Source organism: Bradyrhizobium sp. MV1.5 (assembly GCF_055807615.1).
The window spans coordinates 34,334-58,710 of the sequence record NZ_JBVVPL010000029.1 but is presented as its reverse complement, the minus strand read 5'-3'; the positions used below and the strand labels follow the sequence as shown (position 1 = coordinate 58,710).

The 24,377-nt window shown below is 64.5% G+C and carries 27 protein-coding genes and 2 pseudogenes; 20 read left to right on the top strand and 9 right to left on the bottom strand.

Annotation, left to right across the window (positions count from 1 at the left end):
• Positions 1–14 precede the first annotated feature (14 nt).
• Both AC0L2J_RS24635 and AC0L2J_RS24630 read right to left on the bottom strand, forming a co-directional pair.
• Positions 15–557 carry a hypothetical protein gene (locus tag AC0L2J_RS24635; protein ID WP_473394800.1) on the bottom strand — a complete coding sequence of 181 codons (543 nt, stop codon included), beginning with the start codon at positions 555–557 and terminating at the stop codon, positions 15–17.
• Between the two features lie 12 nt (positions 558–569).
• Positions 570–1,745 (bottom strand): zinc-dependent alcohol dehydrogenase, encoded by a 1,176-nt coding sequence (locus AC0L2J_RS24630; protein ID WP_007611391.1) that lies wholly within the window; start codon positions 1,743–1,745, stop codon positions 570–572.
• Between the two features lie 173 nt (positions 1,746–1,918).
• Between AC0L2J_RS24630 and AC0L2J_RS24625 the strand changes: the two genes are divergently transcribed.
• Positions 1,919–2,701: an SDR family NAD(P)-dependent oxidoreductase gene (locus AC0L2J_RS24625; RefSeq protein ID WP_473394799.1), complete on the top strand. Its 783-nt coding sequence runs from the start codon at positions 1,919–1,921 to the stop codon at positions 2,699–2,701.
• Between the two features lie 343 nt (positions 2,702–3,044).
• Here AC0L2J_RS24625 and AC0L2J_RS24620 read toward each other — a convergent pair whose 3' ends face one another.
• A complete protein-coding gene (locus AC0L2J_RS24620) occupies positions 3,045–3,449 on the bottom strand; it encodes a response regulator (RefSeq protein ID WP_007611389.1) in 405 nt (134 codons plus the stop codon).
• 85 nt (positions 3,450–3,534) lie between these two features.
• On the opposite strand from AC0L2J_RS24620, the gene AC0L2J_RS24615 reads away from it, so the two are divergent.
• The 5 genes from AC0L2J_RS24615 to AC0L2J_RS24595 all read left to right on the top strand — a co-directional run bounded on the left by AC0L2J_RS24615 (position 3,535) and on the right by AC0L2J_RS24595 (position 9,220).
• Positions 3,535–4,542: a chemotaxis protein CheB gene (locus tag AC0L2J_RS24615; protein WP_007611388.1), complete on the top strand. Its 1,008-nt coding sequence runs from the start codon at positions 3,535–3,537 to the stop codon at positions 4,540–4,542.
• A gap of 10 nt (positions 4,543–4,552) precedes the next feature.
• Positions 4,553–4,819, top strand: coding sequence for a hypothetical protein (locus AC0L2J_RS24610; protein ID WP_063996006.1), 267 nt, complete (start codon positions 4,553–4,555; stop codon positions 4,817–4,819).
• 170 nt (positions 4,820–4,989) lie between these two features.
• Positions 4,990–8,157, top strand: a complete 3,168-nt coding sequence (locus AC0L2J_RS24605) for a CheR family methyltransferase (RefSeq protein ID WP_473394798.1) — start codon at positions 4,990–4,992, stop codon at positions 8,155–8,157.
• A complete protein-coding gene (locus AC0L2J_RS24600; protein WP_473250826.1) occupies positions 8,157–8,903 on the top strand; it encodes a Crp/Fnr family transcriptional regulator in 747 nt (248 codons plus the stop codon). The genes AC0L2J_RS24605 and AC0L2J_RS24600 overlap by 1 nt, the downstream gene beginning before the upstream one ends.
• A gap of 134 nt (positions 8,904–9,037) precedes the next feature.
• Positions 9,038–9,220 carry a hypothetical protein gene (locus AC0L2J_RS24595; RefSeq protein WP_007611379.1) on the top strand — a complete coding sequence of 61 codons (183 nt, stop codon included), beginning with the start codon at positions 9,038–9,040 and terminating at the stop codon, positions 9,218–9,220.
• A gap of 77 nt (positions 9,221–9,297) precedes the next feature.
• Here AC0L2J_RS24595 and AC0L2J_RS24590 read toward each other — a convergent pair whose 3' ends face one another.
• Positions 9,298–9,582 (bottom strand): hypothetical protein, encoded by a 285-nt coding sequence (locus AC0L2J_RS24590; RefSeq protein ID WP_007611375.1) that lies wholly within the window; start codon positions 9,580–9,582, stop codon positions 9,298–9,300.
• A gap of 309 nt (positions 9,583–9,891) precedes the next feature.
• Here AC0L2J_RS24590 and AC0L2J_RS24585 point away from each other — a divergent pair, with 309 nt between their 5' ends.
• The 7 genes from AC0L2J_RS24585 (at position 9,892) to AC0L2J_RS24555 (ending at position 13,952) form a co-directional block, all read left to right on the top strand.
• Complete coding sequence (locus AC0L2J_RS24585; protein WP_007611373.1) at positions 9,892–10,098, top strand: hypothetical protein; 207 nt, start codon at positions 9,892–9,894, stop codon at positions 10,096–10,098.
• Between the two features lie 2 nt (positions 10,099–10,100).
• Positions 10,101–10,301, top strand: coding sequence for a hypothetical protein (locus AC0L2J_RS24580; protein ID WP_473394797.1), 201 nt, complete (start codon positions 10,101–10,103; stop codon positions 10,299–10,301).
• Positions 10,302–10,381: 80 nt separating this feature from the next.
• Complete coding sequence (locus tag AC0L2J_RS24575) at positions 10,382–11,458, top strand: flavodoxin family protein (protein ID WP_473394796.1); 1,077 nt, start codon at positions 10,382–10,384, stop codon at positions 11,456–11,458.
• Entirely contained in the window at positions 11,455–12,360 is a 906-nt protein-coding gene (locus AC0L2J_RS24570) for an NAD(P)/FAD-dependent oxidoreductase (protein WP_473394795.1), read from the top strand. The genes AC0L2J_RS24575 and AC0L2J_RS24570 overlap by 4 nt, the downstream gene beginning before the upstream one ends.
• A gap of 18 nt (positions 12,361–12,378) precedes the next feature.
• A complete protein-coding gene (locus AC0L2J_RS24565; protein ID WP_473394794.1) occupies positions 12,379–13,323 on the top strand; it encodes a cation diffusion facilitator family transporter in 945 nt (314 codons plus the stop codon).
• A gap of 100 nt (positions 13,324–13,423) precedes the next feature.
• Entirely contained in the window at positions 13,424–13,753 is a 330-nt protein-coding gene (locus AC0L2J_RS24560) for a four-helix bundle copper-binding protein (protein ID WP_473394793.1), read from the top strand.
• Between the two features lie 10 nt (positions 13,754–13,763).
• The gene (locus tag AC0L2J_RS24555) at positions 13,764–13,952 is read left to right on the top strand and encodes a hypothetical protein (RefSeq protein ID WP_473394792.1); all 189 of its coding nucleotides are present in this window, start codon (positions 13,764–13,766) and stop codon (positions 13,950–13,952) included.
• Positions 13,953–13,973: 21 nt separating this feature from the next.
• Here the strand turns inward: AC0L2J_RS24555 and AC0L2J_RS24550 are convergent, their stop codons facing one another.
• On the bottom strand, positions 13,974–14,231 hold the full coding sequence (locus tag AC0L2J_RS24550) for a hypothetical protein (protein ID WP_179950104.1): 258 nt from the start codon (positions 14,229–14,231) through the stop codon (positions 13,974–13,976).
• Between the two features lie 289 nt (positions 14,232–14,520).
• On the opposite strand from AC0L2J_RS24550, the gene AC0L2J_RS24545 reads away from it, so the two are divergent.
• Complete coding sequence (locus tag AC0L2J_RS24545) at positions 14,521–14,895, top strand: hypothetical protein (protein WP_007611365.1); 375 nt, start codon at positions 14,521–14,523, stop codon at positions 14,893–14,895.
• Between the two features lie 6 nt (positions 14,896–14,901).
• Here the strand turns inward: AC0L2J_RS24545 and AC0L2J_RS24540 are convergent.
• A pseudogene (locus AC0L2J_RS24540) lies at positions 14,902–15,099 on the bottom strand (polysaccharide deacetylase family protein); the annotation flags it as partial.
• A gap of 50 nt (positions 15,100–15,149) precedes the next feature.
• Here AC0L2J_RS24540 and AC0L2J_RS24535 point away from each other — a divergent pair.
• Positions 15,150–15,605: pseudogene (locus AC0L2J_RS24535) on the top strand (DUF6101 family protein); the annotation flags it as partial.
• On the opposite strand, the gene ubiA reads toward AC0L2J_RS24535, so the two are convergent.
• Both ubiA and AC0L2J_RS24525 read right to left on the bottom strand, forming a co-directional pair.
• Positions 15,602–16,558 (bottom strand): 4-hydroxybenzoate octaprenyltransferase, encoded by a 957-nt coding sequence (ubiA, locus tag AC0L2J_RS24530; protein ID WP_007614955.1) that lies wholly within the window; start codon positions 16,556–16,558, stop codon positions 15,602–15,604. The pseudogene AC0L2J_RS24535 and the gene ubiA sit on opposite strands and share 4 nt — an antisense overlap.
• Positions 16,559–16,699: 141 nt before the next feature.
• The gene (locus AC0L2J_RS24525) at positions 16,700–17,359 is read right to left on the bottom strand and encodes a hypothetical protein (protein WP_007614958.1); all 660 of its coding nucleotides are present in this window, start codon (positions 17,357–17,359) and stop codon (positions 16,700–16,702) included.
• A gap of 209 nt (positions 17,360–17,568) precedes the next feature.
• Here AC0L2J_RS24525 and AC0L2J_RS24520 point away from each other — a divergent pair, with 209 nt between their 5' ends.
• Positions 17,569–18,321 carry a 16S rRNA (uracil(1498)-N(3))-methyltransferase gene (locus tag AC0L2J_RS24520; RefSeq protein ID WP_007614960.1) on the top strand — a complete coding sequence of 251 codons (753 nt, stop codon included), beginning with the start codon at positions 17,569–17,571 and terminating at the stop codon, positions 18,319–18,321.
• An 82-nt stretch (positions 18,322–18,403) separates the two neighbouring features.
• On the opposite strand, the gene AC0L2J_RS24515 is transcribed toward AC0L2J_RS24520, so the two are convergent.
• The gene (locus tag AC0L2J_RS24515; protein WP_473394791.1) at positions 18,404–19,348 is read right to left on the bottom strand and encodes a helix-turn-helix domain-containing protein; all 945 of its coding nucleotides are present in this window, start codon (positions 19,346–19,348) and stop codon (positions 18,404–18,406) included.
• A 732-nt stretch (positions 19,349–20,080) separates the two neighbouring features.
• On the opposite strand from AC0L2J_RS24515, the gene AC0L2J_RS24510 reads away from it, so the two are divergent.
• The 4 genes from AC0L2J_RS24510 to AC0L2J_RS24495 all read left to right on the top strand — a co-directional run bounded on the left by AC0L2J_RS24510 (position 20,081) and on the right by AC0L2J_RS24495 (position 24,244).
• Entirely contained in the window at positions 20,081–21,232 is a 1,152-nt protein-coding gene (locus tag AC0L2J_RS24510) for an ATP phosphoribosyltransferase regulatory subunit (protein WP_473394790.1), read from the top strand.
• 3 nt (positions 21,233–21,235) lie between these two features.
• Positions 21,236–22,213 (top strand): ATP phosphoribosyltransferase, encoded by a 978-nt coding sequence (gene hisG / locus AC0L2J_RS24505; RefSeq protein ID WP_473394789.1) that lies wholly within the window; start codon positions 21,236–21,238, stop codon positions 22,211–22,213.
• Positions 22,214–22,325: 112 nt separating this feature from the next.
• Positions 22,326–23,402, top strand: coding sequence for a glycosyltransferase family 2 protein (locus AC0L2J_RS24500; RefSeq protein ID WP_473394788.1), 1,077 nt, complete (start codon positions 22,326–22,328; stop codon positions 23,400–23,402).
• Complete coding sequence (locus tag AC0L2J_RS24495) at positions 23,399–24,244, top strand: ChbG/HpnK family deacetylase (RefSeq protein ID WP_473394787.1); 846 nt, start codon at positions 23,399–23,401, stop codon at positions 24,242–24,244. Before AC0L2J_RS24500 ends, AC0L2J_RS24495 begins: the two co-directional genes overlap by 4 nt.
• Positions 24,245–24,377: the final 133 nt, after the last annotated feature.

Here is a 24,377-nt window from a genome sequence, read left to right as displayed (position 1 = left end):
CTCGTCGTGCGTCCTCAGGTCCGTCCCGCCGTGGCGTGCGCCGCGATCTGCTTGGCCGCGGTTCTGGCGCTCTCGATGCCATTGGGAAAGCCGCTGCGGTTCGGATACAGCTTGCGTCGGGCATCGCGCGGCGGCCGTTGCGGCTTGGTGTCCTGCGCGGCGCGGTAGTCGAGCATCGCGATTCCGCCGACCATCAGCAGCGCCAGCGCAATATTGCCCTTTTTGGGATTGTCCGCGGTCATGCCCGAGAGCAGCGCGGCGGCATCGAGGCCGTCGCCGCCGACGCGGGCCCACAGGCCGGCGTTCTTCTCGACCGAGAGGGTCATGACCCCGGCAAGGATTTCCCGCACGCCGAAGGCACGGACCAGCGTCTCGCTACCTTCCATGCCCAGCGTTTCCGTGACGCGCCGCGGCGCGAAGAATTCGACGACGCCGAGACCGATGCTGAACCAGCCGAGCGCACGGGCGAGCTGGTCTTCGGGCCGCTTCAGGCTCGGGCCACCCTCGACGATTTTCGGATCGCCCTTGGTGCGAACGATGTTGGAGAAATGAAACATGGGCCTTGCTCCTCAGGGCTTCAGCACGACCTTGACGCAGGAGTCGCGCTTGTCGCGAAACACCTGATACATCTCGGGGCCTTGGCTGAGCGGGACGGTGTGGGTGATGACGAAGGACGGATCGATCTGGCCTTCTTCGATGCGATGGAGCAGGTCGTCGGTCCAGCGGTTGACGTGGGTCTGGCCGGTGCGCATCTGCAGGCCCTTGTTCATGAAGGCGCCCATCGGAAGCATGTCGGAGAATCCGCTGTACACGCCCGGCACCGAAATGATGCCGCCGGGGCGGCAAACATAGATCATCTCGCGCAGCACATGCGGCCGGTCGCTCTCCACCATGACCATCTGCTTGGCGCGATCGAGCAGCGTGTCGGGCAGGGAGGCCATCACATGCGACTCCATCCCGACGCAGTCGATACATTTTTCGGGGCCTCTGCCGTCGGTGAGCTCCTCGAGCCGCTCCAGGACGCTTTCGGTTTCGAAGTTGATGGTGGTGGCGCCGCCGGCTTCGGCCATGCTGAGACGTTCGGGCAGGCAGTCGATCGCGATCACCTGGTTGGCGCCGAGCAGGATGGCGCTGCGGATCGCCATCTGTCCCACGGGACCGCAGCCCCAGATCGCGACCGTATCGGTCGGCTCGATGTCGCATTGCGCGGCGGCCTGCCAGCCGGTCGGGAAGATGTCGCTGAGAAACAGCAGCTTCTCGTCGGGAATGCCGTCGGGCACCTTGATGTGGGTGGCGTCGGCGAACGGCACGCGCAGATATTCGGCCTGGCCGCCGGGATAGCCGCCGGTCAGATGGGTGTAGCCGAACAGGCCGGCCGTCGTGTGTCCGAACGCCTTGTCCGCCAGATGGCGCTTGCGATTGGTGGTTTCGCAGACCGAGAAATTGCCACGCTTGCACTGGTCGCATTCGCCGCAAATGATCGTGAAGGGAACGACGACGCGGTCGCCCTTCTTCAGCTTGCCGTCGACGCCTGAGCCGACCTCGACCACTTCGCCCATGGTCTCGTGGCCCATGATGTCGCCGGGCAGCATGCCCGGAATGTAGTTGTGAAAGAGGTGCAGGTCGGAGCCGCAGATGGCGCAGCTCGTGACTTTAATGATCGCGTCGCGCGGATCCTGAATCTCAGGATCGGTGACGGTGTCGCAGCGAATATCTTCCTTGCCGTGCCAGACCAGCGCCTTCATCTCTGTCCTCCCGCGAGCTACGAGGCATCCAAGTCGAACAACGAACGATGGTTGCTATCGCACGGTGCAAAATCTTTGCGCCGCACCGGCGTGCGTCCCGATAGGAACGAGCGGCCATTGCGGTGATTGGAGCGTCATCAATCCCATCTCAAGGACTAGCGAAGGATACGCTCATGGCCGCCAATCAACTCGCCGTCGTCACCGGCGCCTCCACCGGCATCGGCCTGGAACTCGCCAGATGTTGCGCCCAAGGAGGCTTCAACCTTGTCATCGCGGCGGACGAGCCCGAGATCGAGAGGGTGGCCGTCGATCTCCGCAGGCTCGGCGGCGGCGTCGAGGCGGTCGAGGCCGACCTCGCCACCACCGAAGGCGTCGACAAGCTTTGCGCCGCGGTCGGCGACCGGCCGATCGACGCGCTTCTGGCCAATGCCGGGGTCGGCCTCGGCAAGGCCTTCCTCGATCAGGATTTTGCCAGGATCAAGCACCTCGTCGACACCAACATCACCGGCACGCTGTATCTGATCCATCGCGCCGGCAACGAGATGCTCCGCCGCAATTCGGGGCGCATCCTGATCACGGGCTCGATCGCCGGATTCACGCCGGGCAGTTTTCAGGCGGTCTACAACGCCAGCAAGGCCTTCCTCGATTCATTCTCGTTTGCACTGCGCGAGGAGCTGCGCGACAGCGGCGTCACCGTCACCTGCCTGATGCCGGGCGCCACCGAGACGGAGTTCTTCCGCCGCGCCGACATGATGGACACCAAGGTCGGCACCGAGCCGAAGGACAGTGCCTACGACGTCGCGAAGGCCGGCTTCGACGCCATGTTGCGCGGCGAATCCGACATCGTGACCGGAATGAAGAACAAGCTTCAGACCACCATCGCCAACGTCACGCCGAACGAGATGCTGGCCAAGCAGCATCGCAAGATGGCGGAACCGGGCACGGCGAACTCGTAGAACGACGCCGTCGCAATCTAAGCTGAGGGCCCGGCCGCTCCCGCGGACCGACAAAGGAGCACGCCGATTCACATAGCCTAATGCGCAAGGCTCCCCGAGCGCTCAGACTGGTCCGGCTGGAGTGAGGGGGCTGTGTTACCGATGGATCGCGTTGAACAGGCCTTTGTCGCAACGGCAATCACAGGTTTCCTCGTGATGATGGCGGCGATCGTCTGGATGATGATGGGCTGATGGCCGGGAGGGTTGCTGATTGCGGATCGCGTTGCCGTATGCTGCAGTGCTCCTGTGCCTGGCGGTCACCGCCTGGCTCGCTTTCGCGCATCTGCTCTGATCGCCGTCCGGCTCAACCGTGCTGATCGGCGATCAGCGCGGCCAGCCTGTGGGCCATCGCCGGCATATCGATCGGTTTCTCCAGGATTGGCACGTCGTGGAATTCCGGACTGATGCTGATCTTGTCGTAACCGGTCGTGAACAGGAAGGGTATGCTGCGGGCCTTCAGTTCGCGCGCGACGGGGAAGATCATCTCGCTGTGGAGATTCACGTCAAGCACGGCGGCATCCAGGATGCCGCCATCTTGCAGGATCCTGAGTGCTTCATTGAGATCGCCGACTGGCCCCGCGACCTCGGCACCGAGCGCCTGACATGCCTTGCCAATGTCATCGGCGAGAAAATATTCGTCCTCGACAATGAATATCCGCCGCCCCGTGAGCGGCGACTGCGGATCTGACGATGTGGGCGCTATCGCCATGGCGCTTCCGTGGCTTCCTTCCGGTCCGTAGGAACATCGGGCGGTGACTGGCCTTGGTATAACCATACAACCGAAAGCGGGTTCCATGAGCAACCGCGATATCATCGTCATAGGTGGCTCGGCCGGCGCGACCGCACCGTTGAAGCAGATCCTCGGCCGGCTGCCGCCGGATCTGCCCGCGGCGGTGTTCATCGTGCTGCACATCCCGGCGCAGGGCATCGGCATCCTCTCGACGGTCGCCAGCAGCGCCGGTCCGCTCCCGGTCCGGCAGGCCGAAAACGGCATGAAGATCGAGCCCGGCCAGGTTTATCTGGCCGCACCGGACCATCATCTGCTGCTGTCCGGGGATCACCTGTTCCTCGGGCGCGGTCCGCGCGAGAACATGGTCCGGCCGGCCATCGACGCCTTGTTCCGCTCGGCCGCCATCAACTACGGCCCGCGCGTGATCGGTGTGCTCCTCAGCGGGCTGTTGTCCGACGGTGCGGCCGGTCTCAACGCCATCAAGCGTTGCGGCGGAATCTCGGTGGTTCAGGACCCCTCGGATGCCATCGCCGATGAAATGCCAAGGAGCGCCCTGGAGGCGAGCATCATCGATCTTTGCGTCCCCGGTGCCGGAATGGGGGACGTTCTGTCCGATCTCGCCAGGGAAGTTGCGGGTGCCGCGCTGCCGATCCCGCCCGAGATCCGGCTCGAGGTCGAGATCGCGGCGGGCGAACGGATCGGCAGTGACAAGCTCCTCTCGGTGGCTGATCCAGTTGCACTGACCTGTCCGGCCTGCGGGGGCGTGCTATCCGAGATCAAGGAGTCGCACCCGATGCGCTTCCGTTGCCAAGTCGGTCACGCCTACGCCGCCGACATCCTCGCAAAAGAGCAGGAGGGGCAAGTGGATGAAGCCCTGCGGGTCGCACTTCGCATCATCGAGGAGCGGGCTGAGTTGGTGCAGCGCATGGCCGCGGACGGACGGCGCAACGGCCGGCCCGCGGTTGCCGAGATGTACCAGGCGCGGGCTGCCGAATATCGCGAATATGCCGACATGATCCGGCGCGTGGTGCTAAAGTCGCTCGATCCTCCGGTTCGCAAGCGGGAGGCCTGAGGAGGTCGCCATGACCATTTCCCAGTCCGAATGGACCGAGCAGCTCGATACCGAGCGCCGCCATCTGATCAAGGCCGATCGGGATATCGAGGAAGGCTCTGAGCGCATTCGCGATCAGGAGAATCGGATCCGTGAACTCAGTGCCGGTGGTCACGACGCGGGCGAGGCGGAACGGTTGGCCGAGGTGCTGAAGCAGACCCTGACGGAATGGCTCCGGCATCGCGTCCTGATCGAGCAGCGGATTGCCTATCTTCGGCAGCAAGTCGGTCCGGAGTGATCCGGGGGACGTTGGCAGGCCACCTAAGCTCAATGCCGAACACCCAATGCTCGCTGTACGGAACGCAGCGTGACGTTTCCGCCTTGCATCTGTTGGGATAATATCAATTCTGCTATTTGCGGCGAGCGGGCGTCCTCTGGTTCCCGTCACTGAATGAGGCTATCGAGACCATGCATGAAATCGGCGACCAGCCGGTCGAAAGAGAGCGCCAGACCAGGTCTCCGCTGATCATCGGGGTGGGCGCCGCGCCGACAGCTCTGGATAGCGTCGAGCGGTTCTTGTCCAAGCTGACCGTGAGCGCCGACCAGGCCGTCGTGCTGGCGCTGCAACATCACGAGGCGCTCGACGAGCCGCGGCTGCGTCGGATCGTGCAGGATACCACCGGCGGCAAGATCGCCGACATCAGTGACGGCCAGACCGTCGAGGGCGGCACGATCTATCTGTGCCCGCCGGCGATGATCACGACGATCCATGGCGGTCGCTTCGCGGTCCGCCAGGCCGAGCAGGCCCCCGGCGAGCGGGCCACGATCGACAGCTTCCTGGTGTCTCTGGCGGAAGAACGCGCCGAGCAATCGATCGGCGTGATCCTGTCCGGCGTCGGCGGCGATGGCACGCTGGGTACCGCGACTCTGAAGGATCACGGTGGCCTCGCCATCGCCGAGAAGGGCGCGAGCGACGAGGCTGATCATCTGAAAGAAGCCAACACGCCGGCGGCGATCGCCGACTACGTGCTCTCTCCGGAAGAGATCGCCGAGCACATCCAGGTCTATGCCCGTCACCTGCGGCGGCTGGAGGAGAAGCAGGGGTTCGACGAGGTGCTGGCCGCTGCGGCGACCTCGCTGTCGCGCATCGCCGACATCCTGCGCAGCAAGACCGGTAATGATTTTCACGGCTACAAGCAGAACACCTTCCTGCGTCGCGTGCAGCGACGGATGCAGGTGGTCCAGATCGCCGACATCGCCGCCTATGTCGATTTCCTGCGCAACGACCAGGACGAGGCGCAGCATCTGTTCAACGACCTCTTGATCGGCGTCACCGAATTCTTCCGCGACAAGCGCGAATTCGATGTGCTCGAGAGTCAGATCGTCCCGAAGCTCTTCGAAGGCAAGGACGCGCGCCAGCAGGTTCGCGTCTGGGTGCTCGGATGCGCCACCGGAGAGGAGGCCTATTCCATCGCTATCCTCCTGCGCGAGCACATGGCCAAGATGGACTCGCCACCGCAGGTTCAGATCTTCGCGACCGACATTGACGGACGGGCTCTGGCGACCGCTCGCGTCGGCCGCTACCGCACCAATATCGAGGCGGACATGACCAGCGAGCGTCTGGCGCGCTGGTTCGTGCGGGAAGGCGATACCTATTGCGTCGTCAAGGAACTGCGCGAGATGTGCATCTTCTCGCAGCATAACGTGATCAAGGACGCGCCGTTCTCGAAGCTCGATCTCGTCTCCTGCCGCAACCTGCTGATCTATCTCAATGCCGAATTGCAAAATCGGGTGATCCCGCTATTCCACTTCGCGCTTCTGCCGGATCGATTCCTGTTTCTCGGCAATTCCGAGAACGTCACGCGGCATCCAATACTTTTCGTGCCGATCGACCGCCGCGCCCGCATCTTCAAGAAGCTGGAGACCGGAACACGGCTGCCACCGGAATTTCCAATCACGACCGCTGCCGGGAGGGCGCCCGCCGAGGTGCCGCCGCTGCGCTCGTTCCGCCCCGACATCGGCCTGGAGCGCCGCGCACAGCGGATCGCCGAGCGCTACGCGCCCGCCTATGTCATTACCGACAGTAATTTTCAGGTGCTGCACTTTTCCGGGCGCACCGGCCGCTACATCGAGCCGACGGCAGGCGCTGCCACGCTCGATCTGCTCCAGCTCGTCCACCGCGATCTCCGCCTGGACCTGCGCGCGGTGCTCAGCCGCGCGACGGAGACCAACGAGCCGGCCCATGCCGAGCAGGTACAGCTCGGCGCCAACGGTCAGCACATTTCCGTCGACATCATGGTGGAGCCGATCCAGGAGGGCGGCAGCGACAACCGCAATTTCGTCGTCCTGTTCAAGGACGGCCCGGTGCGCGCAGTAGATGCCGGCGAGGGCAAGCCCAATGCGCTGGTCCAGTCCGAGCATGTCGAGCGTATCGAAGGCGAGCTGCGGGCAACACGGGAGCGCCTTCAGGCAACCATCGAAGAGCTCGAAAGCACCAACGAGGAGCTGAAGTCCTCGAACGAGGAATACCAGTCGCTCAATGAAGAGCTTCAGTCCGCGAACGAAGAGCTCGAAACCTCACGCGAGGAATTACAATCGGTCAACGAAGAATTGACCACCGTGAACGGCGAGCTGGCTCACCGCGTCCAGGAATTGACGCGCGCCACCAGCGATCTTCAGAACTTCCTGGAGAGCACGCAGATCGCGACCGTATTCCTCGACAACGATTTGCGCGTCATGAACTTCACGCCGGCGATCACGCAGGTACTGCATCTCGTCGAGACCGACACGGGCCGCCCCATCGCGCACATCAAGGCGCGCATCCCGATCGAGGAGCTCTATGACGACATTCGCGGCGTGTTGCGGACGCTTGCCACCGCCGAGCGCGAGCTCAGGGATCCGGACACCGGCACGCGCTACATCGTGCGCATCCTGCCCTATCGCAGCATCGACAATTTCATCGCGGGGGTCGTGATCACGTTCGTCGACGTCACCGCGATTACCCGCGCCGAGGAGCGGCAGCGCCTGCTGCTGGCCGAGCTCCAGCACCGGGTCCGCAACACGCTGGGCGTGGTGCGCTCGATCGCCCGTCGCACGGCCGATAGCAGTTCGACGGTCGAGGAGTTTGCTTCCCATCTCGATGGCCGGCTCAACGCATTCGCCCGAACCCAGGCGCTGGTGACCCGCGATCCCGAGGGCGGCGTTGATCTCGAATACCTCGCGGTCGAGGAACTGCTGGCCTATAACGCCAGGGAAGGGGAGCAGGTACGGGTCAGCGGCCCCACGGTGCGTTTTCAGTCGAAGGCCGCGGAAACCTTTGCCCTTGCCATTCACGAATTGGCGACCAACGCGCTCAAATACGGCGCCCTGAGCCGGCCGACCGGTCGCATCGAGATTTCCTGGCGCCTTGAGCAGGGCACCGACCCGGCGGAGCTGGTGTTCGAGTGGCGGGAGCGCGGTGGGCCGCCGGTTGCGCCGCCGCCGCACAAGGGATTTGGGACCGAGCTTCTGGAGCGCACACTCGGGTTCGAGTTCAAGGGGCAGACCAGGTTGGCATTCAATCCCAGGGGACTGGAATGCACGATCACCATTCCTCTCAGCAAACGGGCGTTTCATACACCGGCGGTGGCCAACTGATGCCCTTGTCGACGCTCGATCGCAGCCAGGTGGACCCGGTCATTCGCCGGCTGAACGTGCTGAGGCCGTTGTCGATGGAGGCCCGCACCTCGCTCGAATACGCAATGCTCGAAGGAATCCAGCGTGCAGGGGCGGGCGAGGATCTGATCTCGGAGGGAGATCCGGTCGACAGCGTGCGCCTCGTGCTGTCGGGCTGGCTCTGCCGCTACAAGACGCTTGAGGACGGGCGGCGCCAGATCGTCAATTTTCTCTTTCCCGGCGAAAGTTGCGATGCACACGCGTTCCTGCTGTCGGTGATGGATCATTCCATCGCGGCGATGACGCCGGTCGTCTACACCGAAATCAAGCGCGCGCGGTTTGAAAGTCTGGTGGCGGGCGACCGCGCGCTGGCGGAAGCGTTCTGGTGCGAGACGCTCGTCAACAACGCGATCCAGCGCGAATGGGCCATCAATCTCGGCCGCCGGGTGGCCTTTGAACGCGTGGCCCATCTGTTCTGCGAGATCATCGAGCGGCTGCGTCCTGTCGGCATGGTCGAGGGCAATTCCTGCGTGATGCCGGTAACGCAAATGGATCTTGCGGACGCCACCGGCCTGTCGGTGGTCCACCTCAACCGCACGGTTCAGGAGCTGCGCGCCTCCGGCCTGATCGTGCTGCGCGATCGCACGCTGACCATCACCGATCTCGATGCGCTCAAGGACGCGGCGCTGTTCTCGCCGAGCTATTTGCAACTCTATCGGCGGGCCTAAGCGCCTTCTCGGCTGTTCCGAGATACTTGATCCAGGTTAGCGCTCGCGAATGTTTTTGAGCGGATGGCTGGTTTTGAGTAATCGACGTAACTTACGTAAAGGCGGTTTCGTCCCGAATCTTCTATCGTCGTTCCATGAACGACGTCCTGCTTGCCCGCGCTGAGCGCGCGATCGAAGCAAGCCGCGCCCTCCGGGCGCAGCGCAGAGCGGTCGCGGATCAGCTTGATGATGCCACGCGCGAGGTGCGCCGGGTGGTGATGGAAAGCGCGATGCTGCGCTCGGAGCTCAAGGCCCTTCGCGACAACCGGGAAGAGTAGGACCTCCGGCACCGCGTGCCGCCGGACTAGGGGCCGACGACACCAAACTTGCGGTACGCGCCGCGATGGTGCCTCGCTCAGCGCCGCTTCGCTGCTTTGGATCGCCTGTTGTAAGGCGAGCGGTTGACGGGCTTGAGCGAAATGCCTTCGCGTTGCGCCTTGCTGCGAATGGCCGCCACCGGGCGCTGCAGCTTGATGCTCATGACGCCCGTGGGCGTGTTTCCTTTTGCGAGCTGCTTCAGCTTGCTCACGTCCGCAGGTGTCCACCGTTCGCGCGCCCGGCGCTTGTACGCGGGATTGGCCTTGCGCGGGCCTTTGCGGCCGATTGGTGAGCCCGGCCGCTTCCATGCTGCTTTCGCCATGATGATCCTCCTTCAAGTCCTTCGTCAATCAGCGAATCAGCATTTCGGTTCCGGCGCAGACGAGGTGGCGCCGGCGCGCGAAGGGAATGCGCGCATCCGTCGCTGCTCGGCCGCTTCGTTTCGCACCGGCAAAATCACGCACTGTTAACTTATTGAAATGCCGGAACCTGCGGTTGCGGCCGAAGCTGCCAACACTGCCGGGCTGGGCCGCCCCAACCGGCATGAAGTGTGGCCCCGGCGCCGACCTCCCGCCGGGGCCAATTCCTCCCCTCCCAATTCCTTCCATCTGAAGGGCTTTGTGAAAGTACAATGACCGCGAAACGCAACCGCAGGAAACAGACCCAATCGCTCCAGGAGCGGTTGGCGGCATTCGCCCAAACCGCTCGCGAGCGCGCGCGCAGCCTGCCCCCCGGCAAGGAGCGCGACATGCTGCTTCAGCGCGCCATGCAGAACGAGGTGACCTCGAACCTGACGGACTGGTTGAGCGAACCCGTCTACCCGAGGCGAGGACCTTGACGATGCGGAGCATCAAGCACTACCGCGCGTTCCAGATCGATCCGGACGGGCATGTGTTTGGGTGCATCAATTTGGCCTGCGACGATGATGAGCAGGCCAAGCGCGAGGCCGCCTCGCTGGTGCTGGTGCACCGCATCGAACTGTGGCGGCTGGACCAGCGCATCGCGCAGTTCGATGTGCCGCCGGTAATTGTCCGCCAGTAGGGCGACGAGAGGAGAGCGAGAAGGAACCGCGCGCCGCGCCCCGGGTTGGTCGAACTGTACCGACCTCGCGAGGAGCCAGCATGACGGAAGCCGACATTCGCAAGGGGATGCCGCCCGTCAAGCTCTCGCGCGAGGCCTTCGAGCGCCGCTACAGGAGCCGGTTCGTCGATCCCGCCTTTGCACCGCTCCAGCGCGAGCTCGACGCCATCGTTGATGCTGCCTGGGATGCCTACAGCAATTCACGCAAGGCCCCGCTGACGCGAAAGGCGGGCGCGGGTTTCTCCGATCCCGATTACGACATCGCCATCGACTGGCTCGATGCGCGCGCGAAGATCCTGGCGGCGCAGCGACGCCATGACGATGCGGACGAGACGCCGCGTATCCTCATCATCAACGGCTCGGCGCGCAGCGAGCACACCTGTCCCGGCGAGATGTCCAAGACCTGGCGTCTGGTCGAGCTCGCCGAGCCGGTCTTTGCCGAGCTTGGCTTCGCCGTCGACATCCTCGATCTGTCGCGCCTGGCTTCGGAGTTCGGCAAGACGATCCATCCCTGCAAATCCTGCGTCGGAACCGCGATGCCGCTCTGCCACTGGCCGTGCAGCTGCTATCCGAACTATTCGCTGGGGCAGACCGACGACTGGATGAACGATATCTATCCGCTGTGGGTCGCAGCCCACGGCATTCTGATCGTGACGCCGGTGAACTGGTATCACGTGCCCGCCGGCCTTAAGGCGATGATGGATCGCATGGTCTGCGCCGACGGCGGCAATCCCGATCCGACCTCGACCCACGGCAAGAACGCGGACGAAGCCAAGGCGCTGGAGCTGAAGGGCTGGTCTTATCCACGCCATCTCGCCGGCCGTCATTTCGGCCTCGTTGTTCACGGCGATGCGGTCGGTGCCGAGGGCGTGCGCCGCGCCTTGTCGGACTGGTTGACCGACATGCAGTTGATCTCGGCCGGCCGCTTCGCCGAGCTCGATGGCTATGTTGGCTACATGGAGCCATACGCCACCTCGCACCGCGCGCTCGATGACGACAGCGCATTCCAGACAGAGGTGCAGAACGTCGCGCGCGCACTCGGCAATGCGGTCCGGCTGGCGCGGAGCGGACAGCTTCGCACGCCCGGTGCGGGCCTGTCGGATCCAAACCCCAAATGACGGCGAATGATCAGTCGTATGATTGCCTGATCGTCGGCGGCGGCCCCGCCGGGCTGATGGCTGCGATCTACCTCGCGCGATTTCGGCGCCGCGTCTGTGTCGTGGACGCAGGCGCGAGCCGGGCGGCGCTGATCCCGCGCAGTCACAATGTGCCGGGCTTCGTCCACGGCCTTTCCGGTACCGACCTGCTCGCGCGCATGTCCGCGCAACTGGGCGAGCTCGCGATCACGCGCGTTGACGCCGAGGTCACCGCATTGCGCCGACACGAGCGAGGCTTTCAGGCGATCTGGAACGGCGGCGCGCATACCGCCGCCACCGTCATCCTTGCCAGCGGCATCGTCGATGCCCATCCGCCGTTCGATGAATGGCGCGCGGCGGTCGCAGACGGGCTGTTGCGCTACTGTCCCGTCTGCGACGCCTACGAGGCGATCGGCCGTCGCATCGGCATCGTCGGTCCGCTTCAACGCGCCGCCGGCAAGGCGCTCTTCATGCGCGGCTACTCGCGAGACGTGACGTTGCTGGCAACGGGCGAGGATGACGGGAAGGCCGCGGCACCGGAGCTGATGGAAGCGGGTGTCGAGATCGTCGTCGCGCCCGGCCTGCGCCTGAGGCGGAGAGACGACGGCGTCGAAGCCGTTTTCGCCGACGGCCGGACGGCGCAATTCGAGATGGTCTACCCGGTGATGGGAGCGGAGGTGCGCTCGCAACTCGCGATGACACTGGGGGCCGAACATACCGGGGAGGGATACCTGAAAGTCGACGACCATCAGCGCAGCTCGGTCGACGGGCTCTACGGGATCGGCGACGTCGTCACCGACCTGCACCAGATCTCGGTCGCGTTCGGCCACGCCGCGCTCGCCGCCTGCACGATCCACCACAGCCTGCCGCGGCGGCTGGCATGAGGAACGGGGTATCGGACATTGGCAACAGAATCATCCTCGAAGACCGCGGTCTATGCGGCGCTCTTCGGCAATGTCCTGGTCACGGTCACGAAGATCGGCGCCGCCGCCTGGACGGGAAGTTCGGCCATGACGAGCGAAGCGGTGCATTCGCTCGTCGACACGACCAACGAGATCCTGCTGCTCTACGGCTACCGGCGCGCAAGCCGTTCGCCCGACGAATCCCATCCGCTCGGCTATGGGCGCGAGCTGTATTTCTGGAGCTTCATCGTTGCGCTGCTGATCTTCGCGCTGGGCGCCGGTGTCTCGCTTTATCAGGGCATCCTGCATGTCGCCGCACCCGAGCCGATCGAAAGTCCGATCGTCAGCTTCGTGGTGCTCGGGCTGTCGTTCCTGTTTGAAGGCGGCTCTTGGCTGGTTGCCCTGCGGCGCTTCAGTTCGGACGGCCAGCGGTTCGGATATTATCAGGCTTTCGTTCGCAGCAAGGATCCTCCGGCATTCATGGTGCTGCTCGAGGACAGCGCGGCGCTGATCGGCATCGCCATTGCCGCGGCGGCCACTGCAGCGGCCGTATGGCTGCGCCAGCCGGTCTGGGACGGGATCGGTTCGATCCTGATCGGGATATTGCTGGCGATCGTGTCGATCGGCCTCGCGCGCGAGAGCAAGAGCCTGCTGATCGGCGAGCCCGCCGATCCGGAGCTTGCGCGATCGGTCCTCGACATCGCAAGGCGGTCGCCCGGCGTGCTCAGGGCCAACGGCCTCCTGACGGTGCAGCTGTCGCCGGTCGAAATCGTTGCGGCGCTGAGCATCGAATTTGCGGATGACAAGCGCGCCGACGACATCGAGCGATGCGTCGTTGCGATCGAGACCGAGATACGCAAACGCCATCCAAGCGTGGCGGCGCTGTTCATCAAGCCGCAGACCGATGCTCGCTACCGGGCGGTGCGCGCGAGGCGTTACGGCTAGCTTTGCGAGGTTCCCCCTAAGCCACAATCGGCACGACAGCAGGAACGATCACAACATCCCACGGGTTGAGCGGTGCAGGGGCGAGCATTGGAGAAACCGGATGGCTCAATCCGAAGACATGACGCGATGCATCGCGCTATGCATGAGCTGCTATCAGACCTGCCTCGGCACGGCGATGAACCATTGCCTCGAGACCGGCGGCAAGCACGTCGAGCCCAAGCATTTCCGCCTGATGATGGCGTGCGCCGAAATGTGCCGGACGGCGGCGCATTTCATGCTGATCAACACGCCGCGTCACCGGCACACCTGCGGCGAATGCGCCGAAATCTGCAGCGAATGCGCCGAGGATTGCGAGCGGGTCGGCGGCATGGACGAGTGCGTCGCCATGTGCCGCTCCTGCGCACAATCCTGCCGTGCGATGGCGGCCTGAGGACAAGCCCATGCTGGAAGAGAAACTCACGGAAGCCATCGTCGAGGAGCTGAAGCGGCAGGCGGCCAACCGGCCGCAATTGCTGAAGGTCGAACGCGCGGACGATGCGAAAGCCACGGAGGAGCTGATCGTCAACGGCCAGATCGACTTGGCCGCGCTGGTCATGGTGATCGCGGGATCGGTCGCCGGCGGGCCCTAAGTCCGGCCGTCAACGGCGCCCTCAGCCATATTCCTCGCCGATGCCGTATTCCCGGTAGATCTCCAACGGATCGAGGTCGGGAAACAGCCGGCATTTGGCCTGGGCGAGATGCAGGGTCACCGCCGCCGGCTCCTTGCCGTTCGAGAGCATCTTGCGGATGTCGTCCATATGCGCGCTCGGCTGGTGCTTGGTGTCGAGCTGCTCCAGCGCGACCAGCGCAGTCGCCAGCGCCTCGGTCAGAACCCAGTCGTCGTGGCCGGTGATTCCCTTCTTCGGCATCGGCAGACCCCGCATGTGGCGGCCCCATTCTATCGGGACTTCGGCCAAATCTCCAAGGAGCCGTTGCAGCCAGCAGGTCCGCGGAACGGACCGGCGGCCGTGCTCCGGCTTGCATTATGGCCGGGCGTGGCTAAAAGGCGGCATTGCCGGGGCAATAGTATCTTTGTCGAAACAAAGTTGGCGTAGACGGGCCTGCATTGGCATTCAGGCCGGCTGTTCCGGTTTGGGCTCCTGATCCCCGCATTTGCAACACGGTCCGGTTGCGCCACCCTTCAAGGCTTGAGCCCGCATGGTCTTTTTAAGCTTCGTCTATCGCTTCGTGACCAATTTCGCATTCATGGCGATGGTCTATTTCAGCCTGAATTTCATGGAGAAGTACCAGAACCGGGCGATCATCGCGATCCTGGTGCTGATCTATAGCGGCATGCGCGCGGCTTCGACGCTGCGGGCGTTTTACTTCTACCAGAAGATCGAGCGGCTGGAGGCTGAGACCAAGCGGCTACAAGGCCCGATCAATGACGGTGCGGGCGGCACGAACACGCGCAAGCAGGTCGTGGTTGACGTCGCGCGGCTGCGGCGCGACGGCGAGGTCAAGTCCTATATGGACCTGTTCTTCCTGGCGCTGATCGTCTTGCTCTGCGTCGCCAACATCATGCGACAGTAGGGTCTGCTAGGCGCGCTTCTTCAGGCTCGCCACACGGGTCGGGCGCGGCGCGGTGCTCTTTGGCGCGGCGCTCTTGGCTGCAGTGCCTTCGGTCTCTGCGGCATGCTTCGGTGTGCCATGAGCAGCGCGCGCGGTGCGGGGAGCGTGCGACTTGCCGGCTTTGCCCCTGGCCGTACGAGGCGTCTCGGCCGCCATGGCCAGGCGCGGGGGGGGGGGGCCCCCCCCCCCGGGGGGCCCCCCCCCCCGGGGGGCCCCACCCCCTTTCCCTTCCGGTCCGCTTCGATGCGCATGATCCGCGCGCCGACGGATATGTCCGGCAGATCGAACTTCATCGCGAACGTGTCGTGCTGCACCGTGCCGTCCGCGGCATGCGGATGGCGATCAACGTCCGCGTCAGCGACTTCACCGGCGTCGCGCTGCGCGGCAACGACGAGGCCCAGACCCTCGTCCTCGTGCATCGCGATCCCTCGCTCTCCATTCCGCTGCTGGTCAGCGCCGATGGTGACGAACTCGTTGAAGCCTGGGCGATCTGGAGCGAGCTGTTCGCGCTTCCGCAGCTCGACGAAGGCGCACGCAAACCCGCGCCGCGCCGTCGCCGCGCCAACGCGATCCGCGACCGCCGTCCAAAATTTCTGATGCGTCGCCGCACCGGTGTCGCACGGGAGTTGTCGGTGCATCGCGATGAGCACGAGATCATCGCCCGGACTTAAGCCGCCCGTATCACCGCGTCGGCCAGCAAACCCGCAAACAGCAGAAATCCCGCATCTCGGTTCGAATAGAACAGGCGCTTGCAGAGATCGCCGTCGCTGATATTCAGCCGCGCGATCTGCGAGGCCAGATGCACGGCGAAGGCCCCAAGTCCGAGCCAGGCCGGCCAGCGCGCATCGCCCGACGCCAGCGCCACGCCGATCAGCAGCACCGCCAGGCCGTAGAACAGGATCAGCGCCTGGTGCGTATGCGTGCCGAACAGGCGCGCGGTGGACTTGATGCCGATCAGCGCATCGTCCTCGGCGTCCTGATGCGCGTAGATCGTGTCGTAGCCGATCACCCAGGAAATCGCGCCGGCATAGAGCACGAGCGCGGTGACGTCGATCCGTCCGAAGGTGACGGCAAATCCCATCAGGGCGCCCCAGGAGAACGCGAGCCCGAGCACGATCTGCGGCCACCAGGTGATGCGCTTCATGAACGGGTAGATCGCGACGATCAGCAGCGAGGCAATGCCGGTCAGGATCGCAAAGCGGTTGAACTGCAGCAACACCACGAGCCCGATCAGCGCTTGCGCGACCATGAAGGCCAGCGCCTGCTTCGCACTCACCTGGCCCGACGGCAGCGGCCGCGAGCGGGTGCGCTCGACCTTGTCGTCGAGGTCACGGTCGGTGATGTCGTTCCAGGTACAGCCTGCCCCTCGCATCACGAAGGCGCCGATGAAGAAAAGGATGATGGTGAGCGGCAGGCCGCGGACGTCATGCGCCATTCCGGCGGCGAGCGCCGCCGACCACCAGCACGGCATCAACAGAAGCCAGGAGCCGATCGGACGATCGAAGCGGGACAAGCGCAGATAAGGCCGCGCCCATTGCGGTGCGCGCGTATCAACCCAGTTGCCGGTAGAATCGGCAACGCGGGCGGATGTGCTAGTGCCCAGTTTTCGAAGTTCGTATTCCATCGCGGCGTATTCCGGTACGAACTTCGAAAACTACAAGGGCACTAGCAAGAAATTATAATTCACGTGCCGCTTATCGATTTGAAGTTCCTAAGAGGATCTCGCGGCAGGCACCGTAGGAACTTCAAATCGGCGGCACGTGTATCATCGGGTCAGGACGTTGCCGTTGAGTGTATCGAAGGTGCTGCCGCCCTTCTTGCCCGCATTGGCCTCGGGCGCCGAGCCCGAACCCAGCACTTCGCTCAGCGACGGACCGGCCGGACCGCGCGGCTGGTTCTGCATCTGCTGCGCAACATTGCAGACCTTCGCCGCCATGGTTTCGGTGTTCTTGTGGCCGTCCTTCATCTGCGCGCCGACCTGCGCCGGAATCCCGCACTTCGAGGCGTTGGCCTCGATGAACTTGATCATCTTGGTCTCAGCGTGGCTGAAATTGCGGATCAGCTTGCAGGCCTCGTCGGGCGGGGCGTGACGGTCGCTCGCGGCCTTGATCAGCTTGCCGCGCTTTTCGGCATCCTCGCGCAGAGGCATGAAGGCCTTCATGCAGTCCTCGCTGGGACCGGCTTGCGTCGGCGGGGCCGCGCTGAAGGCGCCGGCGCCACCGACCGGTGCGGCGCCGTTCACGGGAAAGGACGATTGCGGCGCGCCGCCGACAGAGGCGACGGGCGCCGAGCCATTCACGGGCGGGAAGGCGGAACTCGTTTGGGCCTGGCTCGGCAGCGGCGCGGGGAAACCCTGCGCATAGGCACCAACGGCGCCCATCGTGACCATGGCGGCAGTGATCGGAACCATCAAATGACGGATCATCAAGGCAGTCTCTCCGGCAGGAGCTTGCGGGGTTCGGCGTCTTCCCAATAGAAGCGCAACCAGCGTGCTCGCGATTTTACGATTCCCGCCGGCCCTTAACAACCCGTTGAATAGGGCGAGAGCGCGGCGCGCCGACGCACCGTTTTGGCAAAATTTACCCCGAAAGTACTGCTTTCGGTTAAGAACGGCGGCAAATCGGACCTTTGACAATGCCTTCCTACGATTTCCGCGGCCCCCGCCTGTTCGTTGATGCCCCCCTGGCCCAGGACGGCAGGGTCGAGCTCGACCGCGACCAGAGCAATTATCTCGGCAATGTACTGCGGCTTACCGCCGGGGCCGAGGTTTTGGCGTTCAACGGCCGCGACGGCGAATGGCAGGCCGCCATTGAAGGCCGCAAGCGGCCGGACGGCCTCGTCATCCTCCAGCAGACCCGGCCGCAGGACCGGCTGCCCGACCTCGCCTACGTCTTCGCCCCGCTCAAGCATGCCCGGCTCGACTACATGGTGCAGAAGGCCATCGAGATGGGCGCCGCCAGCCTTCAGCCGGTGCTGACCCGGTTTACCCAGGCTTCCCGCGTCAATACCGAGCGGATGCGCGCCAATGTCGTCGAGGCGGCCGAGCAATGCGGCATTCTCAGCATCGCCACCGTTGCCGAACCGATGCCGCTGGAGCGCTTCCTCAGCCAGCGCGCCGTCGGCAGGCTGCTGATCTTCTGCGACGAGGCGGCGGAGCTCGAAAACCCCGTTCGAAGCCTGCAAGGCGCAGGCACGGCGGAGGGCATCGACGTGCTGATCGGCCCCGAAGGCGGCTTTGCCGAGGAAGAGCGGGCGCTGCTGCTGCGGCAGCCGAAAATCCTGCGGCTGGCGCTGGGACCCCGGATTATGCGGGCCGACACGGCCGCGGTGGCCGCGCTGGCGCTGGTGCAGGCGGTGCTGGGCGACTGGGGTGGTGAACGCGGCTAAGGCAATATTTGGTTGGCCTTCAGCTGCCGATCATCCGAGCAGCCCAAGGCCACCGAACCAGGTAGAGGGCGACCGCACCTTGCTATTCGCCTCGTAGCGATCGGTTCAGAGTCTCGGAAGGCAACTCTCCGAAAGCCTCTCTGTAGCTGGCTGCGAACTCGCTGAGATGCCAGAAACCATGCGCAAGCGCACAGGACTTCACACTCCGGCCTACTCGACCGGTGCGCAGTTGCTTGCGCACCGACCAGAGGCGTAAGACTCGGCTATAGCGATGTGGGCTCATGCCGCAGATGGCCCGTGTCGCACTCTGGAGAGTCCGGACCGACACGCCCGCCTGTTCCGCCAGTTCGGTCGTCTTGTGCCAGATCATCAGATCGCGCCGGATCAGTTTCTCCATATCGGCTACGATCCGCCGATAATGCTCGGTGGTGGATGACACAGGTCCGCTTGCGACGCTGGACCAGATCGCCGCATCCATCGTGCTGAGCAGTGACTGTTCGACAATCGTTTGCGAAGCCGGCTCGTTCAGGAAGTCTGGGTCATTTGCTGCGGTTTCAAGCGATATCGAGATCAGACGGCGCAGCGAGGCAAGCACGTCCGGCGCCGGATTCAGCAAATGGCATCCATCGCCTAATTCAGGCCATGGCTCACGCCCGGATGGGCTGAAGTAGACGACAGCCAGCAGACGCCCCTCCGGCTCATGCACCAGGCAATCTGAACCTCCTTTTAGAATGATGACAGAGCCGCCGATCGCATGCCCGTTGATGCGGGCAGAGGTCACGTGATCCATCGGGACCACCACTGCGGCAGCATTGGTGAGCTGATAGCCGCGAATGATGCGGGGGAAGGTTTTCAACAGCGACAGGGTCAGGGTCGGCAAGGTGAGCCGGGCACGCATGATCGCGGTCGCCCCGGCCGACAACGGCATGCTCGATGCGCCGGCGTATTTCTCGGTCTCGCCGAAATGATCAATGTCATACGATTTGAGCTCGAGCGCCGAGGACGGCTTGAGATCCTGGAACGACATCAAGCGATCCGCCGCACTCTTTTGCATTCCCTCGCGAGCAGGGACTAGACGGCTTTGATCCATGTTCTACTGCTTACCTAGGCTTCTTCTTGGAAACGGCGACTTAGGGCCACGCAAATCATTCGGCTCGTTGACGCCGGCGCGCCGCAGGTCGCGCGGCATTGAGAGTGGCATGAACGATCAGAAGGTCGAGCGGATCGAATTCGTCGTAGTGCCGGAACGTCTTGCAGATCGAAATCAGCGGCCAGCGCGTGTCACGAGACCGAACGGATAACATCTGTTGCGTTGCGTATGAATCGGAAACCAACTTTCGCATTGTAAACGAAGGTTCCGCGAACGGATCGTCCCCCTACCCAAATTGAGTATGCGACCTGTGGAGCGTTCTCAAACGGGCCGAGCAGCTCGCGGATGAGTTGCGGAGGAGGCGGCCGAGCTTTCCGCCCCAGGCGACCCATGGAAGCGCCCCGGAGACGTCCCTGCCCCGAAATGAATGAGGGTGAGGCCTCCCTGTCCATCTGGGTCGATGCAGCGGGATAATAAGGTATTATATTACCTGAGTTGGCGCGAGACCTAATTTAAGCTTCGCCTCCTGTGATGACTGCGCGTCGCTCCGACACTGTTAAGCGATTGATCCTTTGGAGGTCGAAACCGCTTTCGGGCCATGCTAAGGCCTGCGGCAATTCGCTTCCCTTGCTTGCCCTGCCCGGTTCCACCGGGATGATGGACCCCGAGATGACTCCGACTGCCACCTCAAATGCTGCCGGCTCCGCCGCCTGGGCGGACACGCTGCTGCTGTCGTTCGCGCAGGCCGGCTATGTCAGGGCCGAGCCTGCCATCCTGCAGCCGGCCGAACCGTTCCTTGATCTCTCCGGCGAGGATATCCGCAAGAGCCTGTACCTGACCACGGACCTCTCCGGCGAGGAGCTCTGCCTGCGCCCGGACCTGACCATTCCGGTGGCCCGCGATTACCTCAGCTCTGGCCGTGCCCGCCAGCCGGCCGGGTTCAGTTATCTCGGTCCGGTGTTCCGCTACCGCAATGGCCAGAGCAGCGAATTCCTGCAGGCTGGCATCGAATCGTTCGGCCGCCAGGACCGCGCCGCGGCCGATGCCGAGATGCTGGCACTGGCGCTGGAGGCGACCGCCGCCTTCGGGGTCCGCGACGTCGAGATCCGCACCGGCGACGTGGCGCTGTTCAACGCGCTGCTCGACGCGCTCGACCTCTATCCAGTCTGGCGCCGCCGCCTGGTCAAGGATTTCAACCGCAAGATCAGCCTGGAGCAGGATCTGGAGCGGCTGGCAGCCGCGACCACCGCGACCCGCAGCGAATATGAGGGCGTGCTTGCGGCGCTCGCCGGCTCCGACCGCAAGGCGGCGCTCGCTTTCGTTACCGATCTGATGTCGATCGCCGGCACCACCAATGTCGGCGGCCGCACCACCGCCGAGATTGCCGACCGCTTCCTCGAGCAGTCGACGCTGAAGGGCGGCGCGCTGCCGCGCGAGGCCATCGCCGTGCTCAAGCGTTTCCTGTCGATATCGGGTAACCCCGATGACGCCGTCGCCGAGCTGCGCGCGCTCACCAATGACGCGAAGCTCGACCTCAGTGCTGCGGTCGACCAGTTCGAAAGCCGGGTCGGCTTCATGGCGGCGCGCGGCATCGATGTGAAGGGGACGCGCTTTTCGACCGCGTTCGGACGCGGGCTCGACTACTACACCGGCTTCGAATTCGAGCTGCATCATCGCGGCAACGGCGCCGAGCCGCTGGTCGCCGGCGGCCGCTATGACGGGCTGATGACCCAGCTTGGATCGGCCGAGCCGATTCCCGCGGTCGGTTTCTCGGTCTGGGTGGATGCGCTGACCCGGATCGGCCGCAAGGTGGGAGCTTAAGTCATGAGCGCGCCATTCGTTCTGGCCGTTCCCTCCAAGGGCCGCCTGCAGGAAAACACCGAGGCCTTCTTCGCCCGCGCCGGGCTCAAGCTGGCGAAGGCGGGCGGCGCCCGCGACTATCGCGGCACGCTCGCGGGCCTCGACAATGTCGAGGTCGCCTATCTCTCGGCGAGCGAGATCGCCTCGCAACTGTCCCGCGGCTCGGCGCATCTCGGCGTCACCGGCGAGGATCTGGTGCGCGAGACCATCGCGGACGCCGACAAGCGCGTCTCCCTGATCGAAGGCCTCGGCTTCGGCTGTGCCGACGTCGTCGTCGCGGTGCCGCAGGCGTGGATCGACGTCCGCACCATGGCCGACCTCGACGATGTCACCACCGGCTTCCGCGAGCAGCATCACATGCGGATGCGGGTCGCGACCAAGTTCATCAATCTCACCCGCGCCTTCTTCCAGAGCCAGGGCATCACCGATTACCGCATTGTCGAAAGCACGGGCGCGACCGAAGGCGCACCGGCCGCCGGCAGTGCCGAGTTGATCGTCGACATCACCACGACCGGCGCGACACTCGCCGCCAACGGATTGCGGGTGCTCGACGACGGCGTGATCCTGCGCAGCCAGGCCAATCTGGTCGCCTCAAGGGACGCCGATTGGTCGCCGCAGGCGCGGGAGACCGCGCGAATCATCCTCGATCACATCGCGGCGCGGGCGCGGGCCAACAAATACCGGGAAGTCCGCACCCGCTTCCGCCAGTGCGACGCGGCCATGCTCACCGAGGCCCACGAGCGCTTCGGCGTCGAAGCCCCGTTCGGCGGGCCGACCTCGTCAGGCATGCTCACGCTGCACTGCCCGCCGGGCCAGCTCTATGCACTCGCGAGCTTCCTGCGCGGGCATGGCGCCGAGACCGTCTCGGTGGTTTCGCTGGATTACGTGTTCGACCGGGAGAACCCGCTGTTCGCCAGGCTCGAGGCGTTCCTGCGACAGTGAGCCCAAAGTTTGTTGAGCAATTCCGTTCAGCGTAGCGACAGCAAACGGCAGCTACCATATGCTGTCGAGATGACCTTGCAAGAGAACCTGATCGCCTCTGGAACCTTGATCGATGACGCTGGGCTCTGACGTTTCCGGCATGACGACCACCGCGGCAAGCGCCGCCGCGAAGGGACTGTCGATTGTCGTCCCGCTCTACAACGAAGCGGCCGGTCTCGCCGCCTTGCACCAGCGCATCTGCGATCTCGCAAAGACCTTGCGGCAACGCTATCGCTTGGCTTGCGAGATCGTCTATGTCGACGACGGCAGTGCGGACGCGACGCTGTCGATCGCCCGCTCACTGCCGGCCGACGCGGTCGACGTCCAGGTGGTGTCGCTATCGCGTAATTTCGGCAAGGAGGCCGCGCTGATGGCCGGCCTCGACCATGCCAAGCTCGGCGCGGTGCTGTTCATGGACGGCGACGGCCAGCATCCGCCGTCGCTGGTCGAGCGACTGGTGCGGCACTGGATCGAGGACGGCTACGACGTCGTCTATACTGCCAAGGCGCATCGCGACAACGAACCGTTCCTGCGGCGGCTTGCCGGTCGCGGCTTCTATGCGCTGATCAATTGGGGCGCGCGCCAGAAGATTCCCGAAGACGCCGGCGACTTCCGCCTGCTGTCGCCGCGCGCGGTCGCAGCGCTGAGGCAGTTGCCGGAGCGCAACCGCTTCTTCAAGGGCCTCGCGAGCTGGATCGGCTTCCGCCAGATCCGCGTCGATTACGAGCCCGCGCCGCGCACCCATGGCGTGACGACCTTCAGCGCCGCGCGTCTGCTTGGTCTTTCGATCGAAGGCGTCACCTCGTTCTCGGTGGCCCCGCTGCGCTTCGCCAGCCTGCTCGGCGTGATCCTCGCAGGCGGAGCGTTCCTGTTTGGTCTGTCGATCCTGTGGGAGGTCTTGACCACCGGCAAGCAGGTGCCCGGCTATCCCTCACTCGTGATCGGCCTGATGACGATCGGCGGCGTGCAGCTCATCATGATCGGCATCGTCGGCGAATATATCGGCAAGATCCTGTCCGAGCTGAAGGCGCGGCCGATCTACTTCGTCGCCGAGCACAGTGAAAAGCATTTCGAGACCGACAAGGCCCAGGATGCTTCAAGCCAGGACGCTTCAAGCCTGGACGCCTCGAAGAGGACGGCGGCCGAATGAGCGCGGCCGCGCCGCCGCGGCGGATCTGGCTCTGCGCCGACGATTACGGCATCAGCCCGGGCGTCAATCGCGCCATCCGCGACCTGATCGAACGCGGCCGTCTCAACGCCACCTCGGTGATGATGGTGGGACCTGCGGTCGAGCGCAGCGAGATCGAGGCGCTCCAGACGGCGGCGCAAGCGAGCCCGCGCTGCGCGATCGGATTGCACGTGACGTTGTCGGCACCGTTCCGGCCGCTCACCATGCATTTCCGTCCGCTCGACGGCGACATGTTTCTCCCGTTTCCGAAGCTGCTGCGCGCGGGTCTTGCGCGAAGGCTCGACCGCGAATTCTTTCGCAACGAGGTCAAGGCGCAGCTGGCAGCCTTCGCGAAAGCGTTCGGACGCGCGCCTGACTTCGTCGACGGTCATCAGCATGTGCAGCTCTACCCGCAGGTGCGCGACGGCTTTGTCGAGGCAGTCGCCGAAGCCGCGCCAAAAGCCTGGGTGCGCCAGGGCGGCCGCGACCTGCCGCTGATGCAGCGGCTGGCCTCACCGAAAGCCATGGTGCTCGATATCCTCAGCGCGCAATTCCGCCGCCGCGCCGGCAGCGCGGGCCTCCGCTTCAATCCCGGTTTCGCCGGCGCCTATGATTTCACGCAGGCGGCCGATTTCGGCGCGCTGATGCGGCAATTCCTCGAAGGCCTGCCGGATGGCGGCCTCATCATGTGCCATCCCGGCTTCGTCGACGACATCCTCACCGGGCTCGACCCGATGACGGATGTCCGCGAACGCGAGCACGCCTATCTCGCCGGCGATGCCTTCGCGCGCCTGCTGACGGACAGCGGCGTCACGCTGGGGTGAACCGGCGAAAGTTTGCGAGAAAGCCGCCGGCGAGCCAGCTTGTCGCATACCGAAATTTAATCCAGCCGGCACTGTTGGGGCCACAATGGAACCCTACATCTGCCTCGCGCTTGTTTTGCGCGAGGGAGACTGA

What these genes read in the sequence shown, in the direction of transcription:
- AC0L2J_RS24635 (WP_473394800.1), bottom strand. Translation starts at nt 557, where the DNA reads ATGTTTCATTTCTCCAACATCGTTCGCACCAAGGGCGATCCGAAAATC.
- AC0L2J_RS24630 (WP_007611391.1), bottom strand. Translation starts at nt 1,745, where the DNA reads ATGAAGGCGCTGGTCTGGCACGGCAAGGAAGATATTCGCTGCGACACC.
- AC0L2J_RS24625 (WP_473394799.1), top strand. Translation starts at nt 1,919, where the DNA reads ATGGCCGCCAATCAACTCGCCGTCGTCACCGGCGCCTCCACCGGCATC.
- AC0L2J_RS24620 (WP_007611389.1), bottom strand. Translation starts at nt 3,449, where the DNA reads ATGGCGATAGCGCCCACATCGTCAGATCCGCAGTCGCCGCTCACGGGG.
- AC0L2J_RS24615 (WP_007611388.1), top strand. Translation starts at nt 3,535, where the DNA reads ATGAGCAACCGCGATATCATCGTCATAGGTGGCTCGGCCGGCGCGACC.
- AC0L2J_RS24610 (WP_063996006.1), top strand. Translation starts at nt 4,553, where the DNA reads ATGACCATTTCCCAGTCCGAATGGACCGAGCAGCTCGATACCGAGCGC.
- AC0L2J_RS24605 (WP_473394798.1), top strand. Translation starts at nt 4,990, where the DNA reads ATGCATGAAATCGGCGACCAGCCGGTCGAAAGAGAGCGCCAGACCAGG.
- AC0L2J_RS24600 (WP_473250826.1), top strand. Translation starts at nt 8,157, where the DNA reads ATGCCCTTGTCGACGCTCGATCGCAGCCAGGTGGACCCGGTCATTCGC.
- AC0L2J_RS24595 (WP_007611379.1), top strand. Translation starts at nt 9,038, where the DNA reads ATGAACGACGTCCTGCTTGCCCGCGCTGAGCGCGCGATCGAAGCAAGC.
- AC0L2J_RS24590 (WP_007611375.1), bottom strand. Translation starts at nt 9,582, where the DNA reads ATGGCGAAAGCAGCATGGAAGCGGCCGGGCTCACCAATCGGCCGCAAA.
- AC0L2J_RS24585 (WP_007611373.1), top strand. Translation starts at nt 9,892, where the DNA reads ATGACCGCGAAACGCAACCGCAGGAAACAGACCCAATCGCTCCAGGAG.
- AC0L2J_RS24580 (WP_473394797.1), top strand. Translation starts at nt 10,101, where the DNA reads ATGCGGAGCATCAAGCACTACCGCGCGTTCCAGATCGATCCGGACGGG.
- AC0L2J_RS24575 (WP_473394796.1), top strand. Translation starts at nt 10,382, where the DNA reads ATGACGGAAGCCGACATTCGCAAGGGGATGCCGCCCGTCAAGCTCTCG.
- AC0L2J_RS24570 (WP_473394795.1), top strand. Translation starts at nt 11,455, where the DNA reads ATGACGGCGAATGATCAGTCGTATGATTGCCTGATCGTCGGCGGCGGC.
- AC0L2J_RS24560 (WP_473394793.1), top strand. Translation starts at nt 13,424, where the DNA reads ATGGCTCAATCCGAAGACATGACGCGATGCATCGCGCTATGCATGAGC.
- AC0L2J_RS24555 (WP_473394792.1), top strand. Translation starts at nt 13,764, where the DNA reads ATGCTGGAAGAGAAACTCACGGAAGCCATCGTCGAGGAGCTGAAGCGG.
- AC0L2J_RS24550 (WP_179950104.1), bottom strand. Translation starts at nt 14,231, where the DNA reads ATGCCGAAGAAGGGAATCACCGGCCACGACGACTGGGTTCTGACCGAG.
- AC0L2J_RS24545 (WP_007611365.1), top strand. Translation starts at nt 14,521, where the DNA reads ATGGTCTTTTTAAGCTTCGTCTATCGCTTCGTGACCAATTTCGCATTC.
- ubiA (WP_007614955.1), bottom strand. Translation starts at nt 16,558, where the DNA reads ATGGAATACGAACTTCGAAAACTGGGCACTAGCACATCCGCCCGCGTT.
- AC0L2J_RS24525 (WP_007614958.1), bottom strand. Translation starts at nt 17,359, where the DNA reads ATGATCCGTCATTTGATGGTTCCGATCACTGCCGCCATGGTCACGATG.
- AC0L2J_RS24520 (WP_007614960.1), top strand. Translation starts at nt 17,569, where the DNA reads ATGCCTTCCTACGATTTCCGCGGCCCCCGCCTGTTCGTTGATGCCCCC.
- AC0L2J_RS24515 (WP_473394791.1), bottom strand. Translation starts at nt 19,348, where the DNA reads ATGTCGTTCCAGGATCTCAAGCCGTCCTCGGCGCTCGAGCTCAAATCG.
- AC0L2J_RS24510 (WP_473394790.1), top strand. Translation starts at nt 20,081, where the DNA reads ATGACTCCGACTGCCACCTCAAATGCTGCCGGCTCCGCCGCCTGGGCG.
- hisG (WP_473394789.1), top strand. Translation starts at nt 21,236, where the DNA reads ATGAGCGCGCCATTCGTTCTGGCCGTTCCCTCCAAGGGCCGCCTGCAG.
- AC0L2J_RS24500 (WP_473394788.1), top strand. Translation starts at nt 22,326, where the DNA reads ATGACGCTGGGCTCTGACGTTTCCGGCATGACGACCACCGCGGCAAGC.
- AC0L2J_RS24495 (WP_473394787.1), top strand. Translation starts at nt 23,399, where the DNA reads ATGAGCGCGGCCGCGCCGCCGCGGCGGATCTGGCTCTGCGCCGACGAT.